A 23,898-nucleotide genomic window follows, 5' to 3' on the forward strand; every position below is an offset into this window, starting at 1 on the left:
ACACCATGCTTCTCATTTGGTCGCCGATGAACCGGACACATTGTTCTTTGATGACTTCGACGGAAAGGTCGACGAGCTTTGGGACCCGTTGCGACCGGACCCCAATCGCGTTTCGCTGACCAGCCATCCAGGCAAACTCACGTTGAAAACACATTTTGGTAGTCTCGGTGGCAACGCGTTGACTCGTCGAACTCCGCTGACACGAAATGTGTACTTGGTCCCCAACCCCGTTGAAGATGATGGCGATTTTGCGGTCACGACCTGCATTGAGTCTTTCCGACCGGTCAAGAACTTTCAGCAAGTGGGTTTGGTGATCTACAACGATGACGACAACTATCTCAAGTTCGACTACGAGCACAGCGGAAGGCATGCTGGGTTCAAGCACATGCGGGAGAAGGACACCTATCGGTTGGTCGATACCGATGAATTCATGGAGCCTGCTGATCGGCTTTGGTTGCGCGTGATCAAGCGGGGGAATGTCTACGAGCGAGCTTTCAGCACGGATGGCGAAAAGTACAAAGTCATCGGCGCCGCCGTTTGGGGCGACGGAAGCCCTCAGCAAATTGGGATTTTGGCTTGCAACGGATCGCTGCAAGGGCACGAAATCGAGGCTCAGTTCGACTTCGTCCAGATTCGGAAATTGACCGTCGCTGAACGCCAGGAACCTGTCCATTTGCAGCGGCAGAAACTCGCCGGAGCATGGGATGTGGTTTCGACAAAAGTGAATGGCATCGAAATGGCCGAAGGACCGATTACCGAGTTCAACTTTGATGGTGGCAATGTTTCGTTTGAAACCGAGGGTGAGCTCACCGAGGTCGACTACTTGCTGACCATCGATTCGGATCCAAAGGGATTCACGTTGGCGTCATTGACGAGAGACGCGAAAGAACCTGTCAACGGGATCTACTCCATCGAAAAAGATCGATTGATCCTGTGTTTGTCGCTTCCACCCGGTTCGCCGGCACCGACGCAATTGGAAGCGAGAGAGAACGACGGACGCATTTTGCTGACTCTGCAACGTAGCAAATGAAAGCATCCGGTTCGAATGACACTGGACTCGTTCACGAAAGCGTGCCAATGACTTCGGCAACGCTTTCGGCGTCGATTTCAGCCAAGGCATTTGGCAGTTGGTCGATCAGCCGGGTGGATACGGTCGGGTCGTAGTAATTGGCGGTACCGATCTGAACGGCCGATGCTCCGGTGACCAGAAACTGCATCACGTCGTCGATGTTGGCGACGCCACCAATTCCAATGATCGGAATCTCAACCGCTTGGCGAACTTGGTGCACGCACCGCAACGCGATGGGTTTGATGGCGGGTCCACTGAGTCCACCCATCCCATTTCCAAGGATCGGCTTGCGTTTCTTCCAGTCAACCGCCATTCCAAGCACCGTGTTGATCAAGCAAACCGCGTCAGCACCTCCATCGGCGGCACCTTGAGCAATCTCTGCGATGCGAGTGACGTTAGGCGTGAGTTTGGCCAAAATCGGCACGTCGCAAGCGGCACGCGCGGAGGTAACGACTTCGCGGCAGGAGTCGGCATTGGTGCCAAAGTCGATGCCGCCGCTGACATTGGGGCAAGACAGATTCAATTCAATCGCGGAAACACCATCACATTGACCCACGCGACGTGCCAGTTCGGTGAAGTCTTCGACCGTGCGTCCAGCAACGCTGACGATGATGGGAGTTCCCAGGCCAGCCAGGTACGGCAGGTGGTGTTCGAGGAAGGCATCCACCCCATCGTTGTCGAGCCCGATCGCGTTGAGCAGGCCGGCGGAAGTCTCAACCGTTCGCCACGGTGCGTTGCCAACGCGGGGTTCGGCCGTGATGGTTTTAGGAAGAATTCCACCCAGTTTGGGCAGGTCGACAATTCCCTGCATCTCGCGGGCGTAACCAAACGTTCCCGACGCCACCAAAATGGGGTTGGGAAGCGTCAAACGTCCGAGCGTGGTTTGCAGGTTGGTTTGCGTGATTGTCATGTTGGTTAAAGCGCGAGCAAGCGGTGATGAATTTGATGAAGCAGTCGCCGAGCAACGTGTTCTTTGGTGCCTTGAATGTGCTCAATCACATTCCCCGATGGGTCGAGCAACTCGACTTGATTTTCGGCGGAGTTGATGGCTTCCGGGCCATTGCTGACCATGAGATCGCAGTGTTTGCGTTCGAGTTTGACGGTGGCCCGAAACCGTCGGTCATCGGTTTCCAAAGCGAACCCAACCACCCACTGATCCGAACGTTTATTTTGTCCCAACGTCGCGATGACATCGGGTGTTTCGATCAGTTCCAGTTGCAGAGGTTCACCTGTCTTGGACAGCTTTTGCGATGAGACGTGTCGGGGCATGTAGTCGCAGGGGGCGGCCGCACCGATGGCGCCATCGCATCGTTCAAAGGCTTCCCCGGCGGCCTGCAGCATTTCTTGGGTGGTCAGCACGTTGATCAGCTCAACGTCCTCGGGATAGTCCACGGACACGGGGCCGGAAACCATCACAACATCGTGTCCCAGATCCAACGCGGATTGTGCCAGCGCTGCTCCCATCCGACCGCTGGATGCATTGGTGAGATAGCGAACCGGGTCGAGATATTGCCGAGTGGGGCCTGAGGTAATCAAGATGCGGCGGCGATTGGTGGGCGCGGAAGCGTCAGTCACGGCAAACGTCCCAGTTCTTGCTGGACGGATTGAATGAGGGTTTGAAGACGTTGCCCAGTCAGATTCATTTTGGCGGCAGCCAACGCGAACAGTCGTTTTTCCGCTTCGGCAAATTGGCCATCGGCGGCCATCATGCGAATCAAGTCTTTCAGCAAGGCTTCTCGAACACCTGCGTCGGCAGGTAATTGAAGTTTGGCTTCATCGCTAATGCCAAAGGCGAGGGCGTCTTCCAATTCCGATTCGTGAAGACCCAATTCTTCACAACGATCGGCGATCAGGTGGACTTCACGGTGGCTGAGCGAGCCATCCGCAAATGCCATGACCACCAGGTTGCGAAGGTGTTGTTTGTGTTGTTGCGTGTTCTTTTCGAACGCCGAAACCACTTCCTCCACAGAATCGGAAGGGTCGGGATCCGAAGGCGGGGGCGTGCTCATCGTTCGATCTCGTACTCGGCAATTTTGCGATAGGCGGTCGCGCGGCTGATGCCCAGCAATTTCGCGGCTTCGGGGACGCTGCCGTCGCAACGGTTGAGTGCTTTTTCGATCAATCGCTTTTCCCAAACGTCGATCCGCAGCGTGTCGATTTGCGTCAATCCGGCGTCGCGTAGTCCGAGATCATCCTCTTGGATCATCGGTTCATCGGCCATGACCACCGCGCTGTCGATGACATTGCGAAGCTGACGCACATTTCCAGGCCAGGCGTAGTTTCGCATGCGTTCGCGAGCGGTATCGCTGAGCGACAAATTGGGACGTCCGTGTTGGCGTAGGAAGTGGTCCAGGAAGTGATCCATCAGAACGTCGATGTCTTCACCGCGTTCACGAAGAGGCGGGACAACCAATTCGAAAACGCTCAGCCGGTAATACAAGTCTTCGCGAAATCGGCCATCTCGTACGAACTCGGTCAGATCGCGGTTGGTCGCGGCAATCACCCGAACGTCCACGCTGACTTGTTTGGTGGCACCCACGGGCAAGAACGGATGTCCTTCGAGGATCCGCAACAGTTTGGCTTGGCCTTCCAGGCTCATCTCGCCAATTTCGTCGAGGAACAGCGTGCCTTCGTTGGCTTGTTGAAACAAACCGTCATGATCGTTGTCGGCACCGGTGAAGGCACCTTTCTTGTGCCCAAACAGTTGGCTTTCCAGCAGGTCTCGCGGGATGGCGGCACAGTTCACCGAGAGCATCGGGCGGTCAGTTCGGTTGGAAGAACGGTGCACGGCGCGAGCAACCAACTCTTTTCCAGAACCACTTTCCCCGCGAACCAAGACGGAGCCGTTGGCCAATCCAACACGCGCGATGCGTTCCTTCAAACGCAACATGGATTTGCTGTTGCCAATTAGTTCGCCTTGGTCGGCGTTCCGATCGGCGATGCGTTGGTTTTCTAAACGCAGATTTTCAGTCAGGGTGGATTGGGCGATGCCCTTGGTGAGCAGGCTGCCAGCACCAACGGTCAAATCCACCAAGCGTTCGTCGTAGGGAGCACCGCTGCGATGCAGAACCAAAACGCCCAGCGAGGTTTCTCCGTCCAGGATGGGCACCATCATGCATGCGTCGCTGCCCGCTTTGCCGTTGCCCTCACCGTTGTCACTGACAAACGGTTTTTGTTCATTGCACACGTGCCGCAGGCGACCACGATCGAGTTTGATCGGTTGTGAGTCCTTGGGGAATTGCCGGCGTATTTTCCAACGACCTTCGCCCAGATCCGCGACCAATGTGACCGTCTCGGATGCTGTTCGGTCGAGCAGCAATTCCAGCGTGGTGTTGATGACTTCGTCGGCACGTTTTCCGCCCAGCAGCGAAAGACTGAGTTGGTACAGATCCAAAAGGTCGTCCGGGTGATCGACCACTTGTCCGGGTTCGCGAACCCGATCCGGTTGACGCGATTGATAAGTTTCGAGGTCTTCGTAAACGGTTTGTGAGAGCGCGTCGTCGGCGAAGGAATCTTCGTCGAGGTTGATCATCTGCATCACCGTCTTGCCGATCACGACTTGGGTGTCGTTGTTCAACCGAGCGGTGCTGACTTTCTTTCCATTGACCAGCGTGCCGTTGCGGCTCTCTGTGTCGCGAAGATGCCAAGTGTGGTCCTCATAGTACACGACCGCGTGAAAGCGACTGCTGTTGGGATCCGTCAGCATGATTTCACACCCGGCGGCACGCCCAATGTGCATTGGGCGTTCCGGATCCAAAGGGAATTGGGTTCCCTTTTCGTTGCCGTCTTGAATGGCGAGGTAAGCAACCATCGTTTCAAGTTGTGTGAAAGTTGGTGGAGGACGGGGATGAATCGTTGGCTCTGAGAGCGGCCGAAAGTTGTTTCAGTGCGACGGGTGTCGGCTGCGTTGAAAAGCCTGTTGCCTCCCACCAGCTTTGCACCACGGACGCTTGGGAAGGTGAGACTTCGGATTGCCACATCGACATCGCTTTTTCGATCGGCAGCGTTTGGCTGTTGATCATGCCCGCTTCGTTGGCTTCCGACAAAATCAGCGGAATGATCGCGGTGGTCCATGGCAGTTCCGAGGAACCGCCGCTTTCACCTGTGGCGGTGTCACTGTTGGTTCGCGTGCCACTGCTGCTGTTGTGCGTTCGGGTGTGTGACGTGATGGCCATGCAGGTCAGTTGGTAGACCAAACGCAGCCATTCGGGCACCTGAGGATCCATGTCGGTGAGCACCGCTTCGATCCACACGCTGGCCTGTTGACCACTGGCACCGGCGGCTCCGTGAGCAATCGGCGTGACCGCGTGAACGCTGACGCGTGACGGCCACCAATCGGTCGGCGGTTGCCCATTCCAAATGGCTTTGCCGACGGAACGGACCAAGCCGGGGCCGTAGGACTCGTAAGCTTGTTTCAGGGGGGCATACCGCAGGCGAAGTTGATCCGCCAGTCGCGGAGAACGGGTGGTGAAAGCACGCTGGCATGTTTCCAAGCTGCGAAAAATCGCCAGCGCGGTCTGGTCGGATTGCAAATCCGAATGGCCGCCGCGAATCAACGCGATCTCACAGAGGGCGGGCGAGAGATCGACATCGCTGTCTTGAGCGACGATCTCGTCGACCATGAATTCCCAAACCAAATTTGGATCGATGGACGCATTGATCAAACGTGTGGTGATCGAACGCACCGCCGGTTGGATGGCTTGCTGCAGGGAAGCATCCTTTAATTCGCGTTGGCGACCGACCCACTGCACCGTGCGCAGAAGGCTCAGGGTGGTGGAGGGAATCCACTGCAGTTTCACCGAATCATTCCTCCTGCAGGTGTTCCGCGATCCACTGTTCCAGCTCTTCAAAATCGACTGGAGGAACCTTGGAAAGGTCCGGTCGCAATTTCACCGCGTCACGAATGTAGACGTGTTGGATTTCTGATTGCGTCTTGGTGGTGTTCCAATGCAAAAGCACGCGAATGCATCGTGGCAGGGATCCATCGACCGACACCTCGTAACCGCACAGCAAGGGGACCTCCAACCAACCGAGTTGCCGAGCGGCCAACGCGGGGAATTCGCTTTGCAGATCTTTCGTGACGGTGAATGTTGCGCTGGCCAAGTCCGCCGAATCGATTTCATTGCGGCGAATCATCAGCGCCAGCAACTGAGTGGTCGCTTTGAGAATTTCTTCGCGGTTGTCTTGCTCGACGGTGGTGGCCCCGCGAACTCCCCGGCACATGGTCATTTGGTTGCAAATCCTGTTTTGAGACGAGCCTCTTCGTCCCGCTACCATAGACTCGATCTCAATTTGCGACTACTGGGGTTGGGTTCACTTGAGCTTGGAATTCCCGTGAAACGCTGGGTTCTGGCCATGACTCGGCGGGCAGAATCGCGGTAAGTTGAGGCCGTCCCGACTCGGGGCTCCCACTTTCTCTCGCGTTTCACAGGCAAGCATCATGTTTCAGAAATTGGCACGGACGTCGCACGTCGCACCCGGACACTTGTTCCCGAGTATTGCGTTCACGCTGCTGGTGAGCTTCTTTGGGCTGGTCGGATGCACCGGCACCTCGTCGACCACGACGGTCGATCCTGATTTGACCGAATCGGAATCCACCGGAACGGTCACTATCGAATTTGTGCTGGAAGATGGCACCGAGAAAACGCACGCGATCGAAGACGTTGCCAGCGGAACGACGCTGGAAAGCTTGATGCGGGATCTCGACGAACCGAAGATGGAGATTGGTGGCGAAGGAACCACCGCGTTCATCCATTCAATCGATGGTGTGTCCACCAGTGCCACACAGGGATGGACTTACACGATCGACGGCGAGTTCGCGAAAACGGGAGTTGGGACCACCAAGCTTGAACCCCCAACGACGGTGCGTTGGAAGTTCACCACGTTCGAAGAGGCAATGGCGGATCAAGATTGATCCGCCTGTGGCCATGGTCAGGCAAGTCCTGACCTGCGTTGTTGTTTGAGCCTGGGATGGAACGCTCAGCGTTGGACGCGGGCGTTGCCTTTCCAGATGCTCCAGACTTGGTCTTCGTCGGCGGGTTGGCCGTAGTCGGTGTAGAGCGTTGCGGTCAAAGCGCCGGTTGCCCAGCCAAACTGCGAACTCTTTTCCGCGTCCCAGCCTTGCAGGACGCCGTACAGCAAACCGCCGACAAATCCGTCGCCGCCGCCGATGCGATCGATGACGCCAATTTCACGTGGCTCGATCACGGCGAACTCGCTGCCATGCGAAACGATGGCACCCCAGTGGTGCAGGTTGGCGCTTTCGACTTCACGCAGGGTGGTCGCGAACAGAGTCGTGTCGGCGTATTCCTTCTTGACACGATTGATCATCTCTTTGAAGCCATCGATCTTGGCCGAGATGTCGTTTCCGCCTGCTTCCGGGCCTTCCACGCCTAAGCACAATTGGAAGTCTTCTTCGTTGCCGATCAGGATGTCGGACAAGCTGGCGATTTCTTTGAACTGCTCCGCCAGCAATGTTTCGCGGCCCTTCCAAAACGACGCGCGGTGGTTAAGGTCAAACGAAATTCGCGAACCGTGTTTTTTAGCAGCGCGAGCGATCTCCAAGCAGAACTCGCTGGTCTCTTCCGACAGGGCCGCGATCAAACCCGACAGGTGAACGATCTTGGCGCCTTCGGTTCCGAAGATTCGATCGAGATCGAAGTCTTTGACGTTCAGCTTGCGGCCGACTTCACCGGCACGGTCGTTTTGCACGCGCGGTCCGCGCGAGCCCCAGCCACTGTCGGCCATGTTAATTTGGTGACGAACGCCCCAGGGGTTGTCTTGAACGAACTCAGGGCCCTCATAGTCCATGTGCCGGCCGGCCAAGTCGTCTTTGATGAAACGAGCGACGGGGCTGTCTTTTACGAACGCCGTCAGAATTTTGACGGGCAGACCCAAGAACGACGAGATGCTGCCGACGTTCGATTCAGCACTGGTCGCTTGCATCTTGAACGTGTCGCTGCAGTGGAACGGTTGATGATCCGCTGGCGTCAATCGAATTCCCATGCTGGTGGGAATGATCATGGCGTATTTGGCGTCGCTGCGAAGTTCAATCATGGGATTGTGTGGGTGGGGAAAGTTGGGATGAAGGGTGAGTCGCTATTGGCGGACCGTCGAGCTGGAATCGTTTCCGAACCTGCGAATTCGAATTCTGGCGGATCCGGCTACGAGTGTGGCTAGCAGTCGTTGGTCGAGGGCTAGATCGTGACGGATGCGAAGCCGCCGTCGACCGCGATGTTCTGCCCGGTCACAAACGAGGAGGCTTTTCGCGATGCCAACCAGATCGCCGCTCCGGCGAGTTCCTCTGGTTTGCCAAAGCGAGCCATTGGTGTGTGCCCGATGATTTGGCCGCCGCGTTCGGTGTACGAGCCATCGTCGTTGTAGAGCAGTTTGCGGTTCTGTTCGGCTGGGAAGAAACCGGGGCTGATCGCATTGACCCGAACGCCGGTGGTGGCCCATTCGCGAGCCAACCAAAGCGTGAGGTTGATCACAGCGGCTTTCGCGGCGGAGTAAGCCACGACGCGAGATAACGGAATGATGCCCGACATCGATGCGATGTTGATGATGCTGCCGACACCGGCTTCGATCATCGCGGGAGCAAACACCTGACTGGGAAGCAGGGCTCCGCCGACGAGGTTCAGGTCGAACACGTGCTGCCAAGCTTCGCGAGGCAAACCGCACACGTCGCCGCCGGGTGGAATGGTTGCATCGGGGTGGTTGCCGCCGGCCGCGTTGACCAACACGGTGGGCGTTCCGGCCCATGCGGTGATCGCGTCACGGGCTTCCGCCAAAGAATCCGCCTGCATGCCATCGACGGCGAAGAATTTCGCGTCGCCGCCCGCGGACGTGATGGTTTTGACTTTCGCCTCCCCACGTTCCGCATTCCGTCCCAAAACCGCGGTGCGAGCGCCCGCGGATCCGAGTGCCTGGGCCATGTGCCCGCCGAGTTCGCCCGTGCCGCCGATCACGACAGCCACATCATCGTTGAGATTGAATAGATCGTTCATAGTGGCGGTACTTTACTCGCAACCTGAGGCAGCGAACAGCACGCGAAACGACGAAGTTTTCGCCGGGACGCCACATTCAAACTATGGAGATTCCGGGCAACGAGTCGAGCGTCGCGTCACCTCCGGAAGTGACCGCAAGGGAAGGGTGAGGGAAGGTGATCTCGGGCCTAACCTTGTCGACGCCAATCGACCAAGTGGACCTCAACGCTCCGGTACCCGTTGAATTCGTTGATGACGGGCCGATAGGCAATTTCGATGGGGCCGTCGTGTTGGTTCAGAGGTTCGCACCAATCCGCGGCACCAAAGGCGACTCCGCGAATGACACGTTCGCCTTGTTTCAGACGCACGGACAAGTGGTTTTCGCCTTTTCCCATTTTCTTGGCCGGTTCGCTCAGCCGAATATCGCGTCCCATCAAGACTGGCCTGGGGTTTCCAGCTCCAAATGGCGCCATCGTTTCAATTTGCTTCATCACTTGCAGATTGAGTTGCCCCAGCGGAGCTTCCGCGTCAATTTGGATTGCCGGCACCAGTTCACGATCGGACCATTGTTTGGCAACCGCTTCGCAGAAATCACCTCGAAAAGCCTCGATGTCCGATTCGCGAATGGTCAGCCCGCCCGCCGCCGGGTGGCCGCCGAAACGGACCAATCTGTCCTCGCATTCTCGCAAGGCGTCGTAGAGGTTGATTCCTGTGCCGCCGACTCGACCGGATCCCGTTGCGTCCACTTTGCCCGCGGTGTCCAGCGACAGGATGATCACTGGTTTGGCGTATTTCTCTGCCAGTCTGCCGGCGACGACACCGATCACGCCGGTGTGCCAGCCCACTCCGGCCAATACCAACGCGGGATCGTTTTCCGGATCGAAGTCTGTCTTGGCTTGTTTTTGTGCGGCGAGTTGCACGCTTCTCTGCAGCGTGTCGCGTTGGCCGTTGAGTTGATCGATGTACTGCGCGAGTGCCGCGGCGCGTTCGCCGGCTTCAATCGTTAGTAGCTCAATCCCCAATTGGGCTTGGCCCAATCGGCCCGCCGCATTCAAGCGAGGTGCCAGCGAAAAGGCGATGTTTTCGGTGGTCAATTCACTAATTTGATCGAGCTTTGTGAGCTTCATCAGTTCCCACAAACCCGGCAGCGGTTCGGTTTGCATCACCCGCAGGCCGTGATTGACCAGCACTCGGTTTTCGTCCAGCAGCGGAACGACGTCAGCGATGGTTCCAATCGCGGCCAAGGCCAGCGACTGCATCAGGAAACGCTTCATCGGCGGCGTGACTTTTTTTTGCCCGCAGGTTTCCTGGCACAGCGCCCAAGCCAACTTGAACGCGACCCCGGCGCCACACAGTTCACCAAATGGGTAAGCCGTCCCCGGCAATCGCGGGTGAACAATCACGTCCGCATCGGGAAGTTCATCACCCATTTGATGGTGGTCGGTGATAATCAGCGAGACGCCGAGCTCTCGGCAAACCTGTGCACAATGCAGGCTGGAAATTCCGCAGTCGACCGAGATGATCATCTGCTTCCCACGAGCCACCAATTTGCGGATTGAATCCTCGTTCAGGCCGTAGCCTTCTTCCAGTCGGTTGGGCACGTGATAGCTGACGTCGGCTTTCAGCAAACGCAGGCAGTTCACCAGGATTGCTGAGCCGGTCATCCCGTCCGCGTCGTAATCGCCGTAAACGACAATCGGCGTTTTGGACTGAATGGCCGCTTGGATTTTTTCTGCGGCGGCAGGCACGCCGGGCAGCAACTGCGGGTCGCGCAGGCTGGTCAGTTTGGTGTCCAGAAAAGTCGAGGCGTCATCTTTGGAGTAGACGCCACGGCTCACCAGCAATTGGGCGACGACCGGCGGCAGGCCCGTGGTGCGAATCAGTTGTTCGACCAACGGGGCATCGTGAGGAGTGATTCGCCATTCCCGGTTCGTTCCCGACTCACTGGTCTGGTTGGAATCAGAAACCGTGCTGGAATGCGAACTCAAATCGACCGTCGTCCTTGAATAGAGTCAGCCTGAGAAGCTTACTTTTTCTTCTCAGTGTGCCAGGTGTGCTTGCGCAAGCTGGGGTTGTACTTCTTCAAACGAAGCTTTTCTCCGCCAGGCTTTTTGCGGAGGGTGTAGTTGTATTGTCCGGTTTCTTCGCAGACCAGGAAAATGGTTTCTGCTTTTTTCTTGCTCTTGGCCATCAGACGCGCCGGCGGGGGTGTGTCAGGGGAAATGAAATTTTCGAGCCCCAGAGTATGACTTCCTGGGGGCGATTTTGGCAAGCCATCATTTTTGGCTGGAATTCATGCGGTGGTTTGGGTCAGCGACAACGCAAACCGGCGTTTCCGGGCGACTGAAAGGTCATCGAGCCGATTGCGTGTTTCGCCGGAATGGTTGGAGGCGTTTCCAACGTTCCGCCTACATTGCATCGTCGACAAATTCGCCATCGGCACGGTTGCCCAGGTGAGCGAAAACGTCGGGGTCGATGCTTTCAGAAAGAAAGCGAATCGCCCCATCCGCAAAGCAGAATTGAGCCCCGCCTCGGTGTTCACTCGCGAATCCGCCAACCTGTTGTGCGGGTGGTTCGTCCATCGAGCGGCCGAATGGGTCGGAGGAACCACCGATCATGGTTCCTGTGTTTCGCAGCGACGCGCGGGTTCCCGATGCCCACCCGAGCGATTGGAGAGAAGGCAGGTGTTCGCCAATCAGGATGGTGTGGCTGCTGCCATCGTAGATCTCGCCGTATGTCATCTCGCTGTTCAGAAACAGCAGACCATTGTTGTCCTCATCGATTTGAACCTCGGTTGAATGATGACAGCCCGCGTAATTGGTTAGCCCCGCGGTTTCATCTTCGTTCTGACTGAATGGAAACGAAGGGCAGAGGAAGGTTGCAATCTGGTAAGAGCGGACTTTGGCGTTGTCGGCCGAGTAAACACTTTGGCTCGTGTCGAAATCATCGGCGGCACCCTGCTGCTCGATGTACGGAAGCAGTCGCACCAGAAAACTGATGTGCTCACCGACCGGTTCGCTGACGATGGGGCCGTCCGGGTTGGTGGTGCCCGCCGGCAAGTGCTCCCACGAGAATTCATAGTTGTGGGTGGCCAGTCCCAACTGGGCGAGATTGTTGGAGCAGCTCATTCGCCGCGCCGCCTCGCGAGCGGCTTGGACCGCGGGAAGCAACAGTCCGACCAACACGCCGATGATGGCGATGACGACGAGAAGCTCAACCAGCGTGAAAGCGCGTGGCTTTCTCGATGAATGGATGGAAACAACGTTGGGCGATGTCATGGCGGTGGCCTCGTGTGGAAGGTGGAGACAACGTGAAGGGCGGGGGAGAGTGATGGGGAACATGGTTTTGATGCATCGGGGTTGGCCGGCTCGCCGTGCCAATCGACCGAGGCGTCTCATTCCGGTGGTGTTTTGGTGGTGGGGAGTGTCCACGTGCGAGATCGTTGGATACGCCGTGAGGAACTCGCGTCGGGGGATCCAGCGATTGGTGATCCAAGAATGACTGTGACTTGCAACGAAACAGCCGACTTGGATGAGTTGGGGGAGCCAGAGTCCGTTTCGGGAAAAATCGCGATCTGGATTTCCGCGTTGTCTTCCTTTTTCAATGCGTCGCTGACTATCCAGGTTTCGCCGGTGTATTCCGAGTTCGCACTCAGCGATTGGTGAGCTCGGATCAGCCCCGCTTCCAAAAGCCATTCGGCCTGTTCAACGCGACGTTCATGCTGTCCTTGGCGACGACTGGCCAAACTGCTTTTCAGCGATGTCATGACCAGCGACATCGCGATTCCAAGGCAAACCAAAACGTAGACCAACGCGGTCCCGCGGCGGGTTGGGGTCTGTGGCGATTTCAGGTTCATGGCAGGACCTCAAATCGTGCGTATCGATTTAGCTCCACCTGCAGCAGCAAGTCGTTTCGCGGAATTGTGTCGGTGTTCCGAGGTGGCCGCACCGAGCCGTTGGAAGACTGATCCGTCGATGGTGCCGGATGGCGGCTGGTCAGCGGCGTGTTGCTGGAGCGTTGAATCTGCAACGTGATGGAGTTGGACATATCTGAACGAAGCCACTTCACCAACGATCCGGGGGCAACTTCGAACACGTCGGTTCGTTTCGTTCGCGTGCTGATTTGCTCGGTTCGCTGGATCAAGGAGTCTTTTGCTTCGTACAACACATTTCCCGAGTTCAGAGAAAGGGTGTTGCCCTGGATCGAGGCATCCGCGGCGAAGCGGACGTCTTCACGAAACATTCGCGACAATCGTGACAAGTTGTTTTGATGGGAGGCTCGTGATTGCATCTGTTTGGACAACTTCATGGATTGATGAATCCATCCGATGGAGATGGTGATCAGGGACGAGAGAACGGACATCACGATCAGCAATTCGACCAGCGAGTGCCCTTCGCGTTTTTCGCCGAAGGAAATGCGACGATGAATTCGAACACGAGTCCTCATGGCGTTTCCTCCGTTTCCGAAACGGCTGCTTTCGCATCGTCGTTGTCGCTCGGCAACGGTTGCTCGAAGGTCCAAGCCACCAATTCGACCGGGACGCCCGGGTGATCGCGATCCCAATTCAGGCTCAGTTCGATTCGTTGACCCAACGAGTCGCTCACCAGTTCTCCTGATAGCAGCGGATTGGGAAGCATGTCTCGCAACTCATCGGATGCTTGAAGCTGCGACAGTTGCGTCGGAAGTTCTTTCGTCGGCACCGTGGTGAGTCGCTCCATTTCGCCAGCCAATGCCCAGGTCGCGGTTCGTTGTTGATTTGAGTCCTTCCAAACCCGATGGATCCGAAACGTCAACGAGGTCACGACTGACATCAACGCAATCAAGATGGAGGCTGCGACGACCAATTCAATCATCGTGAAGGCGGTGCGTCTATTCGTTCTCTGCTGTTGAAGCATGTTGGGTTTCATGCGAGCCCCCGGACCAAGTTGATGAGCACGAGGAAGACTGCGAAGGCGGACCAGGCGACGACAATCGCCAGCAGCAGGAGGCTGGCCACGGAAATCAGTCGCGTGAAGAAATGTTGACGCAAAGTCCGGCGGTTGAACCTGGCCTCCGCAAGCCACCTCAGCAGCCAGGCTTGGACCGCACTGGATCCCGCGACGGACAGGGCTCTTGATTCGCGAGACGTGAGGATCTGCTCGTTGGCGAGCGTGATCCACGGGTCCGCACCTTGTTCAATCAAAGTGCAGGACGTGGCCAATTGCCGACGCACCCTCGGGATGTGGTGGCACTTCGACAGGGTTTGCAAACCCGCGGTGATCGGGCGACCGGAGTCCACCACGATTGCCAACAATGAGAGGAGATTCACCGACGGCGGAACAAAACGCTCGTGCCATCGCATTGGATTGAATCGGTACGGTTGAGGTTCACGACTGAATAGAAGTCGCCCCACAATCACCATCCCGAAGATGGCAATGCCGAGGATCAGCACCTCACCCGCTCGATTACTGACTGCGATTAAGGAACTTGTGACGGCGGGAAGTTCTAGCCCGAATTCCTCAAACATGCGTTCGAAGGTGGGCATGATAAAGATCAATAAGAACGACAGGATCATCCACGCGATCAAGAAACCAAGCATGACGCGAAAAAACTCTGATCGGGGGCTGCGCCAACCGGAGTCGGATGTTTCTGGTTCGAGCCCGGCATCTGAAAGCAACGCGTCGTAGGTTTGACTCAAGGTGCCCGTTTCGCTGGCGAGTCGAATGGCCATCAGGGCCGACGGCGGAAGGATTCGCGGTGTTTGTTCCAAGGCATCCGGGACAGGAATTCCGGTGTTCAGCAGAGTTGCTAGATGATTCATCCTGGCCGCCACCGGGCCTTTGAACTCAGCCGCCAACAGCTCCACCCAAGTCGCCGCCGATTCGCGTTTGACATGGGCGACCGATAACACGCGAACCAAAGAACGGTGGGGAACCGAAGAAAGTGCGAGCAGCCCGTCGGGGATTTGGTTTGACGAAGGAACGGCTGCGTCCATCTCGCTGTCGTGTTGGATGGGGCGTTGATTCATGTCAATCCGCTCACGAGTTGAACCAAAGGCATGAACAGAGCAGTCATGACCCATCCGGTGATGCCACCAATGAGGAGGACGACAAGCGGTGTGAGCCAGACGAGAAGGTCGCGGCGTTTGTGACGCTCTCGGTCTTCGTAAAGCTTGCCCACCTCGCGAAGCAAACTGGCTTGCTCCTCCGGCGATGGGCTCTGCAGTGCGCGAATCATCAAGTGCGATGGTTTGCCGCGAACATGGGTGATGCCGGACAACGGGGCACGACCGGATTTCAAGCTGGCGAGGCATTCCTGGCTGACGGTTCGCATGAAGCGTGCTGGGCTGGATTCGCCCGCAATCCGATAGGCGTCTGCTTTACTCAATCCGGTTTGCAGCAACAGAGCGACGTGTTCGGCCCAGGAAGCCCAGGCCAAGCGAGTGGGTGTGAACAGTCGTTGCCCCCAACGAATCCACGGGGATGCTTTGCCGGCACGGTGGCTGAGAAGTCGGGCAGATGCCGCAATGACCACCAAGATGATGATGCCGAGCAGAAGCCAGGCACCATAGGTTTGCGTGAATCGAGAAACAGCGAAGACCGTGCGCGTCGGCAGCGGCAACGCTAGCCCAAAATCGTCCATCATCTCTTCGAACGAAGGGACGAGGAACACACAGATCAACATCAAAATCGCGATGCTCGTGATCGACAATACAATGGGGTAGGCGAGCAAGACCCAAAAGCGATTTCGTGAAGGTCGTCGTGAGATCGAACTCTCCCAGCGACGGACAGAGTCTTCCAATTTGGAGCTGGTCGAAACCCATTCCTCCGGCGATCCCTCGTTGTTCGTGGAAGCGGCAGGACGCGGGTCCTCCGGTGTCGCACCCGTCAATTCAGTTTGATCCGAAGTCTCCGCTTGCACTCTCGGCAAATCCAACAACGGACGGCAGATCGCCAACGCGTCCGCGTGCGAGAGAACATCGTTGGCGGTGACCGGTCGGTCGAACCAGCGACTCATCAACTCCATTTGTTTCGCGACGCTGCCAACGGAGTTTTGAGCCGACTGGTGCAGCTGCAAAGCAATCATCGATTTGCGTTGCAATAAATCGTCCAGTGCGTTTCGAATCTGTTCCACGGTCGCTGAACCTGTGTCAGGTTCCGGGGGAAGATCGAAGGTGTCTGGTGGGTTGCTGGGAAGCGAGCTCATGCGCAGGTCTCCTCGAGAGACGACGCTTGTCCGGGCTGGCTCGTGGGATCAACGAATCGATCTGCAGCGATGGAATCCTTGGCAACATCCTTGACGACATTTTTGTGCAGCGGATCGAAGCGTTCCGACACAACCGGGGAGAACATTCGCGATGGTGGGTGCTGCGTGGGCAGGACACGCGTGGGCTGAGAGAGGTCCTCGATCAACGAGATCAACGGGTGAAAAATTGCGAGGCTGTAGGCCAGCACGCCGGTGCCGCCGATCGCGGCGGTGAGCAGGAGCGGCAAAACGACTCGCAGCACATTGATCCGATTCGAAGCAGACGTTTGGAAATGGTTTGCCAAACGCATCAATGCTGGTTCGCCGACCGACTTGGCATGCCGGCCTCGCATGGTGTTTTCGATTTGAAGTCGCGTGCTTCGTTCGCTGCCGATGAGTTCACAGCTCAATCGAACGGCATCGTCCATGGGAACGCCTGATCGAGTCATCCAGGCAATCAAACGCATGGCCACCGAGGTGGCTTGGTCACGGATAAAAGCCGACCCACCAAGACGCCGAGCCCATCCCGAGACGCCACCCGTCACCCAAAGTCCAAGACAAACCAACACAAAGGCGATGGGGGCGATGGTCAGCACCGTCGGCAGAACGGAGATGATTGGATCCAGCCGGGCGGTGTCAGGCGTTTCGGGCACCAATGCCATGTCGCCTCGCAACGCGTTGACGTTTGGTGCCACAAACATCAGGTAAAACGCGAGGCCCGCGTAGCCAAGAAATGCGAGGACAACCAAGTAGATCAGAGAACCCCAGAGGATTCGCGAGAGTCTTTGTTCTGACCGATCGTTGTGCGTCAGCCCGTCCAACACAATTTGCATGTTGCCACAACGAGAAAAAATTTCGCGGGCAACTCGATACCTCGCGGGCAATTGCGAGGCGGGAAGTTTGCGAAGCAGTTCGAGCTTCTCCAGCGTCAGCCTACCGCTGTGATGTCCGCCGCTTCCCAGATGAATCGGAATTTTGACCATGACGGCGGCTGCCAATCCGTCGTCGAAGACCGACCAGTCGATTGGCGGATCTTTGTCATGCCCATGGGGTTCTGTTTCACCAGCGTTCACGGAGTCTTCTCCGTTTCGCCAGTCGCAAAACGGATCGAAGAGGTGGAGTTGGGACGTTGAGCTTCCATGATTTCCATCAACGCCCAATCCAGCGACTGATTGGTCATGGAAGAACGCATCACAGCTCGGTGTTCCACTTCTTCACTGGTCATCCGTGGCAGTGGTGCCATGGATTGCAGCGATTGACCGACCCAGACGAATGATAACGTGGCCGCCAATCCCAAACCAATCATTCCCAGTAGGGGACCCGTTTGTTTGCGCTGTTGGGTTTGCTGACGGACTTTCTCCAAGACCCTGGGGCGCAGTTCATCCGATGGGCGAACATAGTTTCCCGCTCGCTCGATCCATTCCTCGATGGAACCATCCCCATGGGAATGTTGTTGCAAGTCATTCATGGCTGGGCACCTCCGCATCGAGGTCGATTCGCAGCAGATGGGTCAGCTTTTCCATGCCGTATCGGTAGCGGCTGGCAGAAGTGGACAGGGTGATCTCCAGGACGTCAGCAATTTCAGCAAAGGTCATCTGTTCCCAAATCTTCAACACGATGACTTCGCTTTGTTCCATGGGCAGCTTTCGCAAGGCTCGCCACACCGCACGGATCGTTTCTTCTTTTTCCAATTCGTCGACACGTCGCACGGTCAACAAATCAGTGAGATTCTCGACGATGTTCCAACGTGATTTTCGACGAGCGATGGCCAGCGATTCGTTGCGGACCATTCGCAGCATGTAGTTCCACGGCTGGTTGGTGTCGCGGACCATGCGAGGGCATTGGGCCACTTTGACCAGCACCGTTTGCACGGCGTCTTCCGCGTCATGTTGGTTGCGAGTGACCGTGGTTGCGAATCGAACCAAACGCGTCGACGTCAGGTCGATCAGTCCCGCGATGGCGTCGCCTCCCTGCGCGACCATGTGGTCGAGGCAGCGAGAAACTCGATTCGGAAAGGGGGTGGAGTGGCTCATCACAGAGACGATGCGCGGAGCGGCGAGTTTTGTTTAACAAAGTCACAGAAAGTGGTCGGAATTCTCATCGGCGGTCACCGAGGGCGGGTTCCAGGCCGCAGACCAATCCTGAGTATGAACAAAAAACGCTTGACCTGCTTCTTGAGCGGTTGTATTAATGAATCAACACAAGGGGTCAGTTGTGCAGATTCATTTATCCGACGACGGCGTTCCGCTGTACCAACAAGTCGTGCAGCAGATTCAGCATCGCATCTTGTCCGGCCAGCTCGCCGGCGGTGCTGAGATGCCCGCCATTCGAACGTTGGCGGAGCGGTTGAGGGTCAATCCCAACACCATCGCGCGAGCCTATCGCGAATTGGAGCAAGCGGGATTGGTGGAAAAACGGCGAACACGGGGCACGTTTGTGACTTCGTCGCCCACCGCCATGTCATCGCAAAAGAAACGCGAGGCGATCGAGCCCGCGATTGATCAATTGATCGTCCTGGCCCGGGGGTTGGGCGTGGATGGCAAAGAATTGTCGCAGTGGGTGCTTCGCCGCGACGAACACATGCAACGCCAACGGGGAGAGCAGTCATGAGTGAGACGCGAAACGATACGACGTCGCAGGCGGTGGTGGTGAAAGGGCTGACGCAGCGCTTTGGCGAGACGTTGGCCTTGGACGACGTTTCCTTGTCGATTCCACAAGGATCCGTGTTTGGATTGTTGGGGCTCAACGGTGCCGGAAAGACAACCTTGCTGCGTCACTTGTTGGGTTTGCATCAGTCGCGAATTGGCGAGGTGAGCGTCTTGGGATGCAGCCCCATCAAGGACCGCGAGCAGGTGATGCGGCGGATCGGATACTTGTCGGAAGAAGACAGCTTGCCAACGTGGATGCGAGTTCGTGATTTGACTTCGTTTTGCCAGTCGATCTACCCACGATGGGACGAGGCTTACGCGAAAGAGTTGTGCGATTGGTTTGAGCTCTCACCGGATACCAAGTTGCGTTCACTGTCCAAGGGAGGACGAGCTCGCGCCGGTTTGATCGCCGCGATTGCCCATCGTCCCGATTTGTTGATCTTGGACGAACCCGGCAGTGGCTTGGATCCGATCGCTCGCGACGACATTTTGCAAGCGATCATTCGCACCGTCAGCGTGGAGGGACGCACGGTGATCTTCAGCAGTCATTTGCTGGAGGAAGTCAGCCGGGTATGCGACGACGTGGCGATCGTTCATCGCGGACGTTTGATCGAATCGTTGCCGATCCGTGAGATCGATCAGCGATACGAAGAATGGATTCTGCGACGCACGGACTCGTCTGGCGAACAGGCTGCCTGCCCGGTTTCGGACGCGTTTGGATGGCATCAAGAAGATCGCGAATGGTCGATGGTGTTGCCCAAATCAAGTCATGCCCAATCGATTCGCTTGCCAGATCCATGGCAACGCATCGAGACACGGCACGTGACGTTGAAACGATTGTTCGAGGCTCGCGTGCGAACGCAACGGTCGTCTGGTCCTGACGCATTGGGATCCGGACAAGAGGGGCCTGAATCAGCCAGTGAATTATCGGAGTCGTTGTCATGAGTGCCGTGGCAACAGGACCGAGTTCCATCGGTGGTCAAGAAGCGATTCGCGGTGGCTTCACACAGGATTGCCAGGCCGCATTTCGGTTGCTGTGGGCGAGGTGGGCTGGCGTGGCGATCTCGTTGTGGACAGTTTCCGTCATGGGCGTGTTGTTGGTCGGCTTGATCCGGCAATTGTTCATCGGTGATTGGCTTTTCGCGTCCAATGCGTGCGTCCTGGTGATGATCGTCACCCAAGCACCGCTGTTACTTTGGTCCGTCTTTGCTGTCGATTGGTGGGGCCCAGACATCAATCGCAAGGCATCCGGATTTGACGCGTTCCTGCTTCGCAGTCCCATTCCGTCCTCGCGATTGATGGTGGTCGCCGTGCTGGCGCGGCATGTCGCGATCGTGATCTCGTTGATGATGTTTGCGATCTCCATCGAAATTTCGCAAACCAGCAATGAGGAGCATTGGTGGGGAATCTATCCGGCTCTGTTGGTTTCGCTGGGGACGGCGTCTTTGTTGGTGTTGGCTTTCTGCTGGCGACCTTTTGCATGGGCGGGAACACGGGTGCTGTCCTTGTTGGTGCTGATTCCACTGGTTTACGTGATCAGTGTCTGGCCATTCGCAGCAACCTCCCCGGGACATCCGCGATTCTTGGTTTGGGGATTCCTTCCGTGGCCCCTGTTGCTGCTTTGGGCCGCTGCACTCGCGTTGGTTTATCAATCACTCGAATTGGCGAGGTCCAACTCTTACGGCTTGGACGACCGAGGGACCTTGGTTGCCACGCTGCGCGGTTGGTCGAGCCGGATCGCTGACCGCGTTTTGTCGATCGGGGGCTCTGGTCAAGCGTTTGCCGAAGGGCGGGCGCTCCGCTGGTTTGAGTCTCGGCAAACCCGGTCCAGCCGCTGGTCCATGGTGGCTTGGATTGGCGTCCCATCGCTGGTGTTGCTCGGGCTACTGCCACTCAATGCTGCGTCCGTCGTTATCGCAGCTTTGATTGTGTTGACCTACACCGAGCTGTCGATTGCGGGTGGATGGAGCGAAATGCACGGGGCCAATCGAGGAGGGCAGGGCAGGGCGATGCCATTGTTGTTGGCCGTCAGTCCCGTTTCACGCGAACGATTGGCGGGCGTGAAGATCCAACAAACGCTTTGGCTGGTCTCGACCGCATCGGTGGTCACCTTTGGCGTCTTGGCCGTGTTCGCGGTGCCGCGTCAGTGGAACGTTTGGAAACATTGGGCGGAAAGCATCCACGTTGGGCCACCGGGCGACGCTGTTTCCACGGGAGTTGGCGTTTCGCTCGCGTTGGTCTTGTTCCTGTTTGTTTCGTTGGTCGGTCGTGGGCTAGCGATGTTGTGGTTGTCGTTGATGTCCAATCGCAAAGTGACTTATAGCGTCGTGATTGCCGGTTGTTTGCTTGTGATGCTGTTCACGGGAAGGTGGGTGAGCTGGTTCATCGCTCAAGAGGAATGGGAGGTCATGCTCTACGAACTGCGACAAGGCTTACAGCGAATCCCATTTTGGATGGGGGTCTTGCTGGTCATCAAATCGGTCGCCGTGATTAGTGCTGCGATTTTGGCGATCAGGCAACCCGGACGATGCGGGTCGTGGGTGGCGAAAACGACGCTGGGCTGGCTTTTGTGTGTGACCGCGGCGTCGCTGGGATTGCTGTTTCTATTGCCCGCCGAAATTCATCTCAGTGAGACTTGGCCGCGATGGCGATTGGATTCATGGATGGTTTGGGCGGCAACGATGTTGATGTTGCCACTGGCAAGACTGTTGATTTTGCCTTGGGCCGTTGGGAGAGACATTCACCGTTGATCATTCGAGTGCATCGGCTGATTGATTGCGAAGAGTGAAACGGCCCGTCGATCCAAGCTCGCTCCGGTTCCGGACTGCGAATTGGGGATCAAATGCCCGCACCGAACCTTCAAGCCTGATGCGGGGCTGTCAGAGATCAGGTTGGCTCCATCCAAATCCGCGAAATCGAGCAGTGGATTCAACTGTGCAGCACCGCTGATTCCAACGGGCGATTCGACCATGCAGCCGATCATCGTGTGTTTCCCCTTGGCTCGGGCTTGCTCCAGCATGCTTTTAGCAGGCGTCAAACCACCGCACTTGCAGAGTTTGACATTGATCCCGTGGAAGAACTCGAAGCAAGTCTCCAGATCCGATTCCGTTTGGCAGTCTTCATCAGCGATGATCGGCAAAACGGATTGTTCAAACACACGTTGCTTGTCAGCGTCGGTCGCGGATCGCGGCAGCGGTTGTTCGATGAATTCCACGTTCAGATCGCGGAGTTCATGGGAATACTGGATCGTTTGTTCGGCGGTCCAGGCACAGTTTGCATCCACCCGAAAGATCGCGTCGGTGCAGCTTCGCAATTCGCGAACGAGGTCCAGGTCGTGCTCGGTGCCCAGCTTGATTTTGTAGACCGGCCAACCCGAGTCCGCCGCAAGCTTTCGTTTCATCACTTCGATGGTATCGATGCCGATTGTGAAGCTGGATTTCAAGCTGTCGTTCCAAGTCAGATTCCACCGGTTCCAAACCGGTTTTTTGATTCGACGCGCGTGCCAATCGTGGCAGGCCATGTCGATCGCCGAGAGCGTGAAGCGATCGTCGCCCAATCGTTCGGCCATGATCGACCAAGCTTCTTCGGGAGTGTGATTGAAACAGACCGCCAAGTCGTCTTGAGAAAGCGAACGCAGTTGATCGCTCATCGCTTCGAGCGTATGGCCGTAGTAGTCGTTGGCGGTGACCTCACCCAGGCCCACGATGCCGTCGTGTTCAATCTGGACCAGCAGGCTTTCTTGGTGAGTGATCGTGCCTCGCGAAATGGTGAATGGATCGCGGAGGGGAAGCTGAATTGGGTAGCACTGCAGGTTCATCTCTCAGCCTCTTGCAGCGATGGCTGTGACAACAGTTGTTGCATGTTGGCGGGCTGTTCAGAGAACAGTTCCTGGCGAAGCTGAACCGCGGCGTGGATCAGTTTGTCGGCTCCATCGCGATAGACGTCGCAGGCCGGCAGCCCGAATCGGTCTTCGGCGCGTTGGATCTCAAGGGCGGCTTCCGCCGCGGACTGGCGACGCGTGTTGACGGAGACCCCGATGAATTGGGTGGGGCCTCGCAATTGAGCGATCTGTTTGATCGCTTGCATTTGTTCTTCGGCGGGTGGGATCGGGCATCCGTCAAAGCCTTTGACTTCTTTGCGAAGAGCTTCGTAGCAATAGACCAAACCCTGAGGCACGCATCCGTGAAGGAGCCCCAGCGTCACCGCGGAGTAAGCCGGATGAGAGATGCTGCCTTGTCCCTCAATCAGCAAGAAGTCCGCCGAATCATTTTCGCGAACAAGGTGTTCGATGGCTCCGTTGACGAAGTCCGAAACGACGCAGTCGGCGGGAACGCCTTGGCCGGAGATCATGATCCCGGTTTGTCCGGTCGCCAAGAACTTTGAATCGTGGCCCAGAGCACGCAGCCCGCGGTCCATCTCCACGGTCGTGACCATTTTGCCGATGCTGCAGTCCTGGCCGACGGCGTGGATTCGAAGGCATTGCTCGCGGAACGGTTGCCCGGTGGCGGTTTCCTTCCAGTTGTTTTTGCGGACATCGATCAGGTTCGCTCCCGTTTGTTTTGCCAGTTGGACCCAGGGGGCGTGGTCCGTCAAAAAGTCATGCAGGCCCGAAACCACATCAATCCCTTGTGACAATGCCGCCTCGATTTGAGGTTTCCAGGCCGCGGGGAGTTTGCCACCGGGAGGAGCGATGCCGATGTAGATCGCGTCGCAATCCAACGACGGGCTCCAAGATTCCACCACCGGGACTTGGCCCACACCGAACAGGTCCGCCGACGTTTTGCCGGCGTGTTCCCGATCGACGACCACCGCGATGTCGGAGGTCCGGTAGCGAAGCAGGCTGATCGCAGTCTTTGCTAGGAACGCGTTGGAGGCACCGTCAGTGAGGAGAGCGATGCGGCGATGTTCAGTCAGCATGGATGTTTTCCTTCAAAGCGAGCGGGCACGACCAGAGCGAGTCAAAGCGTTATCG

General features: G+C 57.1%; 26 protein-coding genes. 5 read left to right on the forward strand and 21 right to left on the reverse strand.

Features of this window, described 5'->3' with window-relative positions; genetic code table 11:
• Positions 1-16 precede the first annotated feature (16 nt).
• The gene (locus LOC70_RS14670) at positions 17-1,030 is read left to right on the forward strand and encodes a DUF1349 domain-containing protein (protein WP_390889073.1); all 1,014 of its coding nucleotides are present in this window, start codon (positions 17-19) and stop codon (positions 1,028-1,030) included.
• Between the two features lie 31 nt (positions 1,031-1,061).
• On the opposite strand, the gene LOC70_RS14675 is transcribed toward LOC70_RS14670, so the two are convergent.
• The 6 genes from LOC70_RS14675 to aroH are packed head-to-tail and all read right to left on the reverse strand — an operon-like array spanning position 1,062 to position 6,298.
• Positions 1,062-1,979 carry a dihydroorotate dehydrogenase gene (locus LOC70_RS14675; RefSeq protein ID WP_230254677.1) on the reverse strand — a complete coding sequence of 306 codons (918 nt, stop codon included), beginning with the start codon at positions 1,977-1,979 and terminating at the stop codon, positions 1,062-1,064.
• 5 nt (positions 1,980-1,984) lie between these two features.
• On the reverse strand, positions 1,985-2,644 hold the full coding sequence (locus LOC70_RS14680; protein ID WP_230254679.1) for a phosphopantothenoylcysteine decarboxylase domain-containing protein: 660 nt from the start codon (positions 2,642-2,644) through the stop codon (positions 1,985-1,987).
• Positions 2,641-3,078 (reverse strand): TerB family tellurite resistance protein, encoded by a 438-nt coding sequence (locus LOC70_RS14685; RefSeq protein WP_230254681.1) that lies wholly within the window; start codon positions 3,076-3,078, stop codon positions 2,641-2,643. Before LOC70_RS14685 ends, LOC70_RS14680 begins: the two co-directional genes overlap by 4 nt.
• Positions 3,075-4,880: a sigma 54-interacting transcriptional regulator gene (locus LOC70_RS14690; protein WP_230254683.1), complete on the reverse strand. Its 1,806-nt coding sequence runs from the start codon at positions 4,878-4,880 to the stop codon at positions 3,075-3,077. Before LOC70_RS14690 ends, LOC70_RS14685 begins: the two co-directional genes overlap by 4 nt.
• A gap of 4 nt (positions 4,881-4,884) precedes the next feature.
• Positions 4,885-5,868 carry a hypothetical protein gene (locus tag LOC70_RS14695; RefSeq protein WP_230254685.1) on the reverse strand — a complete coding sequence of 328 codons (984 nt, stop codon included), beginning with the start codon at positions 5,866-5,868 and terminating at the stop codon, positions 4,885-4,887.
• A gap of 4 nt (positions 5,869-5,872) precedes the next feature.
• Positions 5,873-6,298 carry a chorismate mutase gene (aroH, locus tag LOC70_RS14700; protein WP_230254686.1) on the reverse strand — a complete coding sequence of 142 codons (426 nt, stop codon included), beginning with the start codon at positions 6,296-6,298 and terminating at the stop codon, positions 5,873-5,875.
• Positions 6,299-6,509: 211 nt separating this feature from the next.
• On the opposite strand from aroH, the gene LOC70_RS14705 reads away from it, so the two are divergent.
• Positions 6,510-6,983: a DUF4430 domain-containing protein gene (locus tag LOC70_RS14705; RefSeq protein WP_230254688.1), complete on the forward strand. Its 474-nt coding sequence runs from the start codon at positions 6,510-6,512 to the stop codon at positions 6,981-6,983.
• 65 nt (positions 6,984-7,048) lie between these two features.
• On the opposite strand, the gene LOC70_RS14710 is transcribed toward LOC70_RS14705, so the two are convergent.
• The 13 genes from LOC70_RS14710 to LOC70_RS14770 all read right to left on the reverse strand — a co-directional run bounded on the left by LOC70_RS14710 (position 7,049) and on the right by LOC70_RS14770 (position 18,311).
• Positions 7,049-8,125, reverse strand: coding sequence for a sugar kinase (locus tag LOC70_RS14710; protein WP_230254690.1), 1,077 nt, complete (start codon positions 8,123-8,125; stop codon positions 7,049-7,051).
• Between the two features lie 140 nt (positions 8,126-8,265).
• Entirely contained in the window at positions 8,266-9,075 is an 810-nt protein-coding gene (locus LOC70_RS14715) for a D-mannonate oxidoreductase (protein ID WP_230254692.1), read from the reverse strand.
• A 167-nt stretch (positions 9,076-9,242) separates the two neighbouring features.
• A complete protein-coding gene (gene recJ / locus LOC70_RS14720; RefSeq protein ID WP_230254693.1) occupies positions 9,243-11,042 on the reverse strand; it encodes a single-stranded-DNA-specific exonuclease RecJ in 1,800 nt (599 codons plus the stop codon).
• Between the two features lie 38 nt (positions 11,043-11,080).
• Entirely contained in the window at positions 11,081-11,245 is a 165-nt protein-coding gene (gene rpmG / locus LOC70_RS14725) for a 50S ribosomal protein L33 (RefSeq protein ID WP_230256154.1), read from the reverse strand.
• A gap of 217 nt (positions 11,246-11,462) precedes the next feature.
• On the reverse strand, positions 11,463-12,332 hold the full coding sequence (locus LOC70_RS14730; RefSeq protein ID WP_230254695.1) for a DUF1559 domain-containing protein: 870 nt from the start codon (positions 12,330-12,332) through the stop codon (positions 11,463-11,465).
• A 116-nt stretch (positions 12,333-12,448) separates the two neighbouring features.
• Positions 12,449-12,910 carry a hypothetical protein gene (locus tag LOC70_RS14735; RefSeq protein ID WP_230254697.1) on the reverse strand — a complete coding sequence of 154 codons (462 nt, stop codon included), beginning with the start codon at positions 12,908-12,910 and terminating at the stop codon, positions 12,449-12,451.
• Entirely contained in the window at positions 12,907-13,500 is a 594-nt protein-coding gene (locus LOC70_RS14740; protein ID WP_230254699.1) for a PulJ/GspJ family protein, read from the reverse strand. Before LOC70_RS14740 ends, LOC70_RS14735 begins: the two co-directional genes overlap by 4 nt.
• Entirely contained in the window at positions 13,497-13,949 is a 453-nt protein-coding gene (locus tag LOC70_RS14745) for a type II secretion system GspH family protein (RefSeq protein WP_230254701.1), read from the reverse strand. Before LOC70_RS14745 ends, LOC70_RS14740 begins: the two co-directional genes overlap by 4 nt.
• An 8-nt stretch (positions 13,950-13,957) precedes the next feature.
• Positions 13,958-15,061, reverse strand: coding sequence for a type II secretion system F family protein (locus LOC70_RS14750; protein WP_230254703.1), 1,104 nt, complete (start codon positions 15,059-15,061; stop codon positions 13,958-13,960).
• Positions 15,058-16,239: a type II secretion system F family protein gene (locus LOC70_RS14755; RefSeq protein WP_230254706.1), complete on the reverse strand. Its 1,182-nt coding sequence runs from the start codon at positions 16,237-16,239 to the stop codon at positions 15,058-15,060. The genes LOC70_RS14750 and LOC70_RS14755 overlap by 4 nt, the downstream gene beginning before the upstream one ends.
• Complete coding sequence (locus LOC70_RS14760) at positions 16,236-17,351, reverse strand: hypothetical protein (protein WP_230254708.1); 1,116 nt, start codon at positions 17,349-17,351, stop codon at positions 16,236-16,238. Before LOC70_RS14760 ends, LOC70_RS14755 begins: the two co-directional genes overlap by 4 nt.
• Positions 17,348-17,746, reverse strand: a complete 399-nt coding sequence (locus LOC70_RS14765) for a hypothetical protein (RefSeq protein ID WP_230254709.1) — start codon at positions 17,744-17,746, stop codon at positions 17,348-17,350. The genes LOC70_RS14760 and LOC70_RS14765 overlap by 4 nt, the downstream gene beginning before the upstream one ends.
• Positions 17,739-18,311, reverse strand: a complete 573-nt coding sequence (locus LOC70_RS14770; RefSeq protein WP_230254711.1) for an RNA polymerase sigma factor — start codon at positions 18,309-18,311, stop codon at positions 17,739-17,741. Before LOC70_RS14770 ends, LOC70_RS14765 begins: the two co-directional genes overlap by 8 nt.
• Positions 18,312-18,468: 157 nt before the next feature.
• On the opposite strand from LOC70_RS14770, the gene LOC70_RS14775 reads away from it, so the two are divergent.
• Genes LOC70_RS14775 through LOC70_RS14785 form a run of 3 tightly spaced genes read left to right on the forward strand, consistent with a single transcriptional unit; the run spans position 18,469 to position 21,676 of the window.
• Entirely contained in the window at positions 18,469-18,888 is a 420-nt protein-coding gene (locus tag LOC70_RS14775; RefSeq protein ID WP_230254713.1) for a GntR family transcriptional regulator, read from the forward strand.
• A complete protein-coding gene (locus tag LOC70_RS14780; protein WP_230254715.1) occupies positions 18,885-19,871 on the forward strand; it encodes an ABC transporter ATP-binding protein in 987 nt (328 codons plus the stop codon). Before LOC70_RS14775 ends, LOC70_RS14780 begins: the two co-directional genes overlap by 4 nt.
• Positions 19,868-21,676, forward strand: coding sequence for a hypothetical protein (locus tag LOC70_RS14785; RefSeq protein WP_230254717.1), 1,809 nt, complete (start codon positions 19,868-19,870; stop codon positions 21,674-21,676). Before LOC70_RS14780 ends, LOC70_RS14785 begins: the two co-directional genes overlap by 4 nt.
• Here the strand turns inward: LOC70_RS14785 and LOC70_RS14790 are convergent.
• Complete coding sequence (locus LOC70_RS14790) at positions 21,667-22,743, reverse strand: dipeptide epimerase (protein WP_230254719.1); 1,077 nt, start codon at positions 22,741-22,743, stop codon at positions 21,667-21,669. The genes LOC70_RS14785 and LOC70_RS14790 overlap by 10 nt on opposite strands.
• Complete coding sequence (locus LOC70_RS14795) at positions 22,740-23,843, reverse strand: DUF1611 domain-containing protein (RefSeq protein WP_230254721.1); 1,104 nt, start codon at positions 23,841-23,843, stop codon at positions 22,740-22,742. Before LOC70_RS14795 ends, LOC70_RS14790 begins: the two co-directional genes overlap by 4 nt.
• Positions 23,844-23,898 lie beyond the last annotated feature (55 nt).

It is taken from the genome of Rhodopirellula halodulae, assembly GCF_020966775.1.
GTDB lineage: Bacteria > Planctomycetota > Planctomycetia > Pirellulales > Pirellulaceae > Rhodopirellula > Rhodopirellula halodulae.

What these genes read in the sequence shown, in the direction of transcription:
- LOC70_RS14675 (WP_230254677.1), bottom strand. Translation starts at nt 1,979, where the DNA reads ATGACAATCACGCAAACCAACCTGCAAACCACGCTCGGACGTTTGACG.
- LOC70_RS14685 (WP_230254681.1), bottom strand. Translation starts at nt 3,078, where the DNA reads ATGAGCACGCCCCCGCCTTCGGATCCCGACCCTTCCGATTCTGTGGAG.
- LOC70_RS14690 (WP_230254683.1), bottom strand. Translation starts at nt 4,880, where the DNA reads ATGGTTGCTTACCTCGCCATTCAAGACGGCAACGAAAAGGGAACCCAA.
- aroH (WP_230254686.1), bottom strand. Translation starts at nt 6,298, where the DNA reads ATGACCATGTGCCGGGGAGTTCGCGGGGCCACCACCGTCGAGCAAGAC.
- LOC70_RS14705 (WP_230254688.1), top strand. Translation starts at nt 6,510, where the DNA reads ATGTTTCAGAAATTGGCACGGACGTCGCACGTCGCACCCGGACACTTG.
- LOC70_RS14710 (WP_230254690.1), bottom strand. Translation starts at nt 8,125, where the DNA reads ATGATTGAACTTCGCAGCGACGCCAAATACGCCATGATCATTCCCACC.
- LOC70_RS14715 (WP_230254692.1), bottom strand. Translation starts at nt 9,075, where the DNA reads ATGAACGATCTATTCAATCTCAACGATGATGTGGCTGTCGTGATCGGC.
- rpmG (WP_230256154.1), bottom strand. Translation starts at nt 11,245, where the DNA reads ATGGCCAAGAGCAAGAAAAAAGCAGAAACCATTTTCCTGGTCTGCGAA.
- LOC70_RS14730 (WP_230254695.1), bottom strand. Translation starts at nt 12,332, where the DNA reads ATGACATCGCCCAACGTTGTTTCCATCCATTCATCGAGAAAGCCACGC.
- LOC70_RS14735 (WP_230254697.1), bottom strand. Translation starts at nt 12,910, where the DNA reads ATGAACCTGAAATCGCCACAGACCCCAACCCGCCGCGGGACCGCGTTG.
- LOC70_RS14740 (WP_230254699.1), bottom strand. Translation starts at nt 13,500, where the DNA reads ATGAGGACTCGTGTTCGAATTCATCGTCGCATTTCCTTCGGCGAAAAA.
- LOC70_RS14745 (WP_230254701.1), bottom strand. Translation starts at nt 13,949, where the DNA reads ATGCTTCAACAGCAGAGAACGAATAGACGCACCGCCTTCACGATGATT.
- LOC70_RS14750 (WP_230254703.1), bottom strand. Translation starts at nt 15,061, where the DNA reads ATGAATCAACGCCCCATCCAACACGACAGCGAGATGGACGCAGCCGTT.
- LOC70_RS14755 (WP_230254706.1), bottom strand. Translation starts at nt 16,239, where the DNA reads ATGAGCTCGCTTCCCAGCAACCCACCAGACACCTTCGATCTTCCCCCG.
- LOC70_RS14765 (WP_230254709.1), bottom strand. Translation starts at nt 17,746, where the DNA reads ATGAATGACTTGCAACAACATTCCCATGGGGATGGTTCCATCGAGGAA.
- LOC70_RS14770 (WP_230254711.1), bottom strand. Translation starts at nt 18,311, where the DNA reads ATGAGCCACTCCACCCCCTTTCCGAATCGAGTTTCTCGCTGCCTCGAC.
- LOC70_RS14775 (WP_230254713.1), top strand. Translation starts at nt 18,469, where the DNA reads ATGAATCAACACAAGGGGTCAGTTGTGCAGATTCATTTATCCGACGAC.
- LOC70_RS14780 (WP_230254715.1), top strand. Translation starts at nt 18,885, where the DNA reads ATGAGTGAGACGCGAAACGATACGACGTCGCAGGCGGTGGTGGTGAAA.
- LOC70_RS14785 (WP_230254717.1), top strand. Translation starts at nt 19,868, where the DNA reads ATGAGTGCCGTGGCAACAGGACCGAGTTCCATCGGTGGTCAAGAAGCG.
- LOC70_RS14790 (WP_230254719.1), bottom strand. Translation starts at nt 22,743, where the DNA reads ATGAACCTGCAGTGCTACCCAATTCAGCTTCCCCTCCGCGATCCATTC.
- LOC70_RS14795 (WP_230254721.1), bottom strand. Translation starts at nt 23,843, where the DNA reads ATGCTGACTGAACATCGCCGCATCGCTCTCCTCACTGACGGTGCCTCC.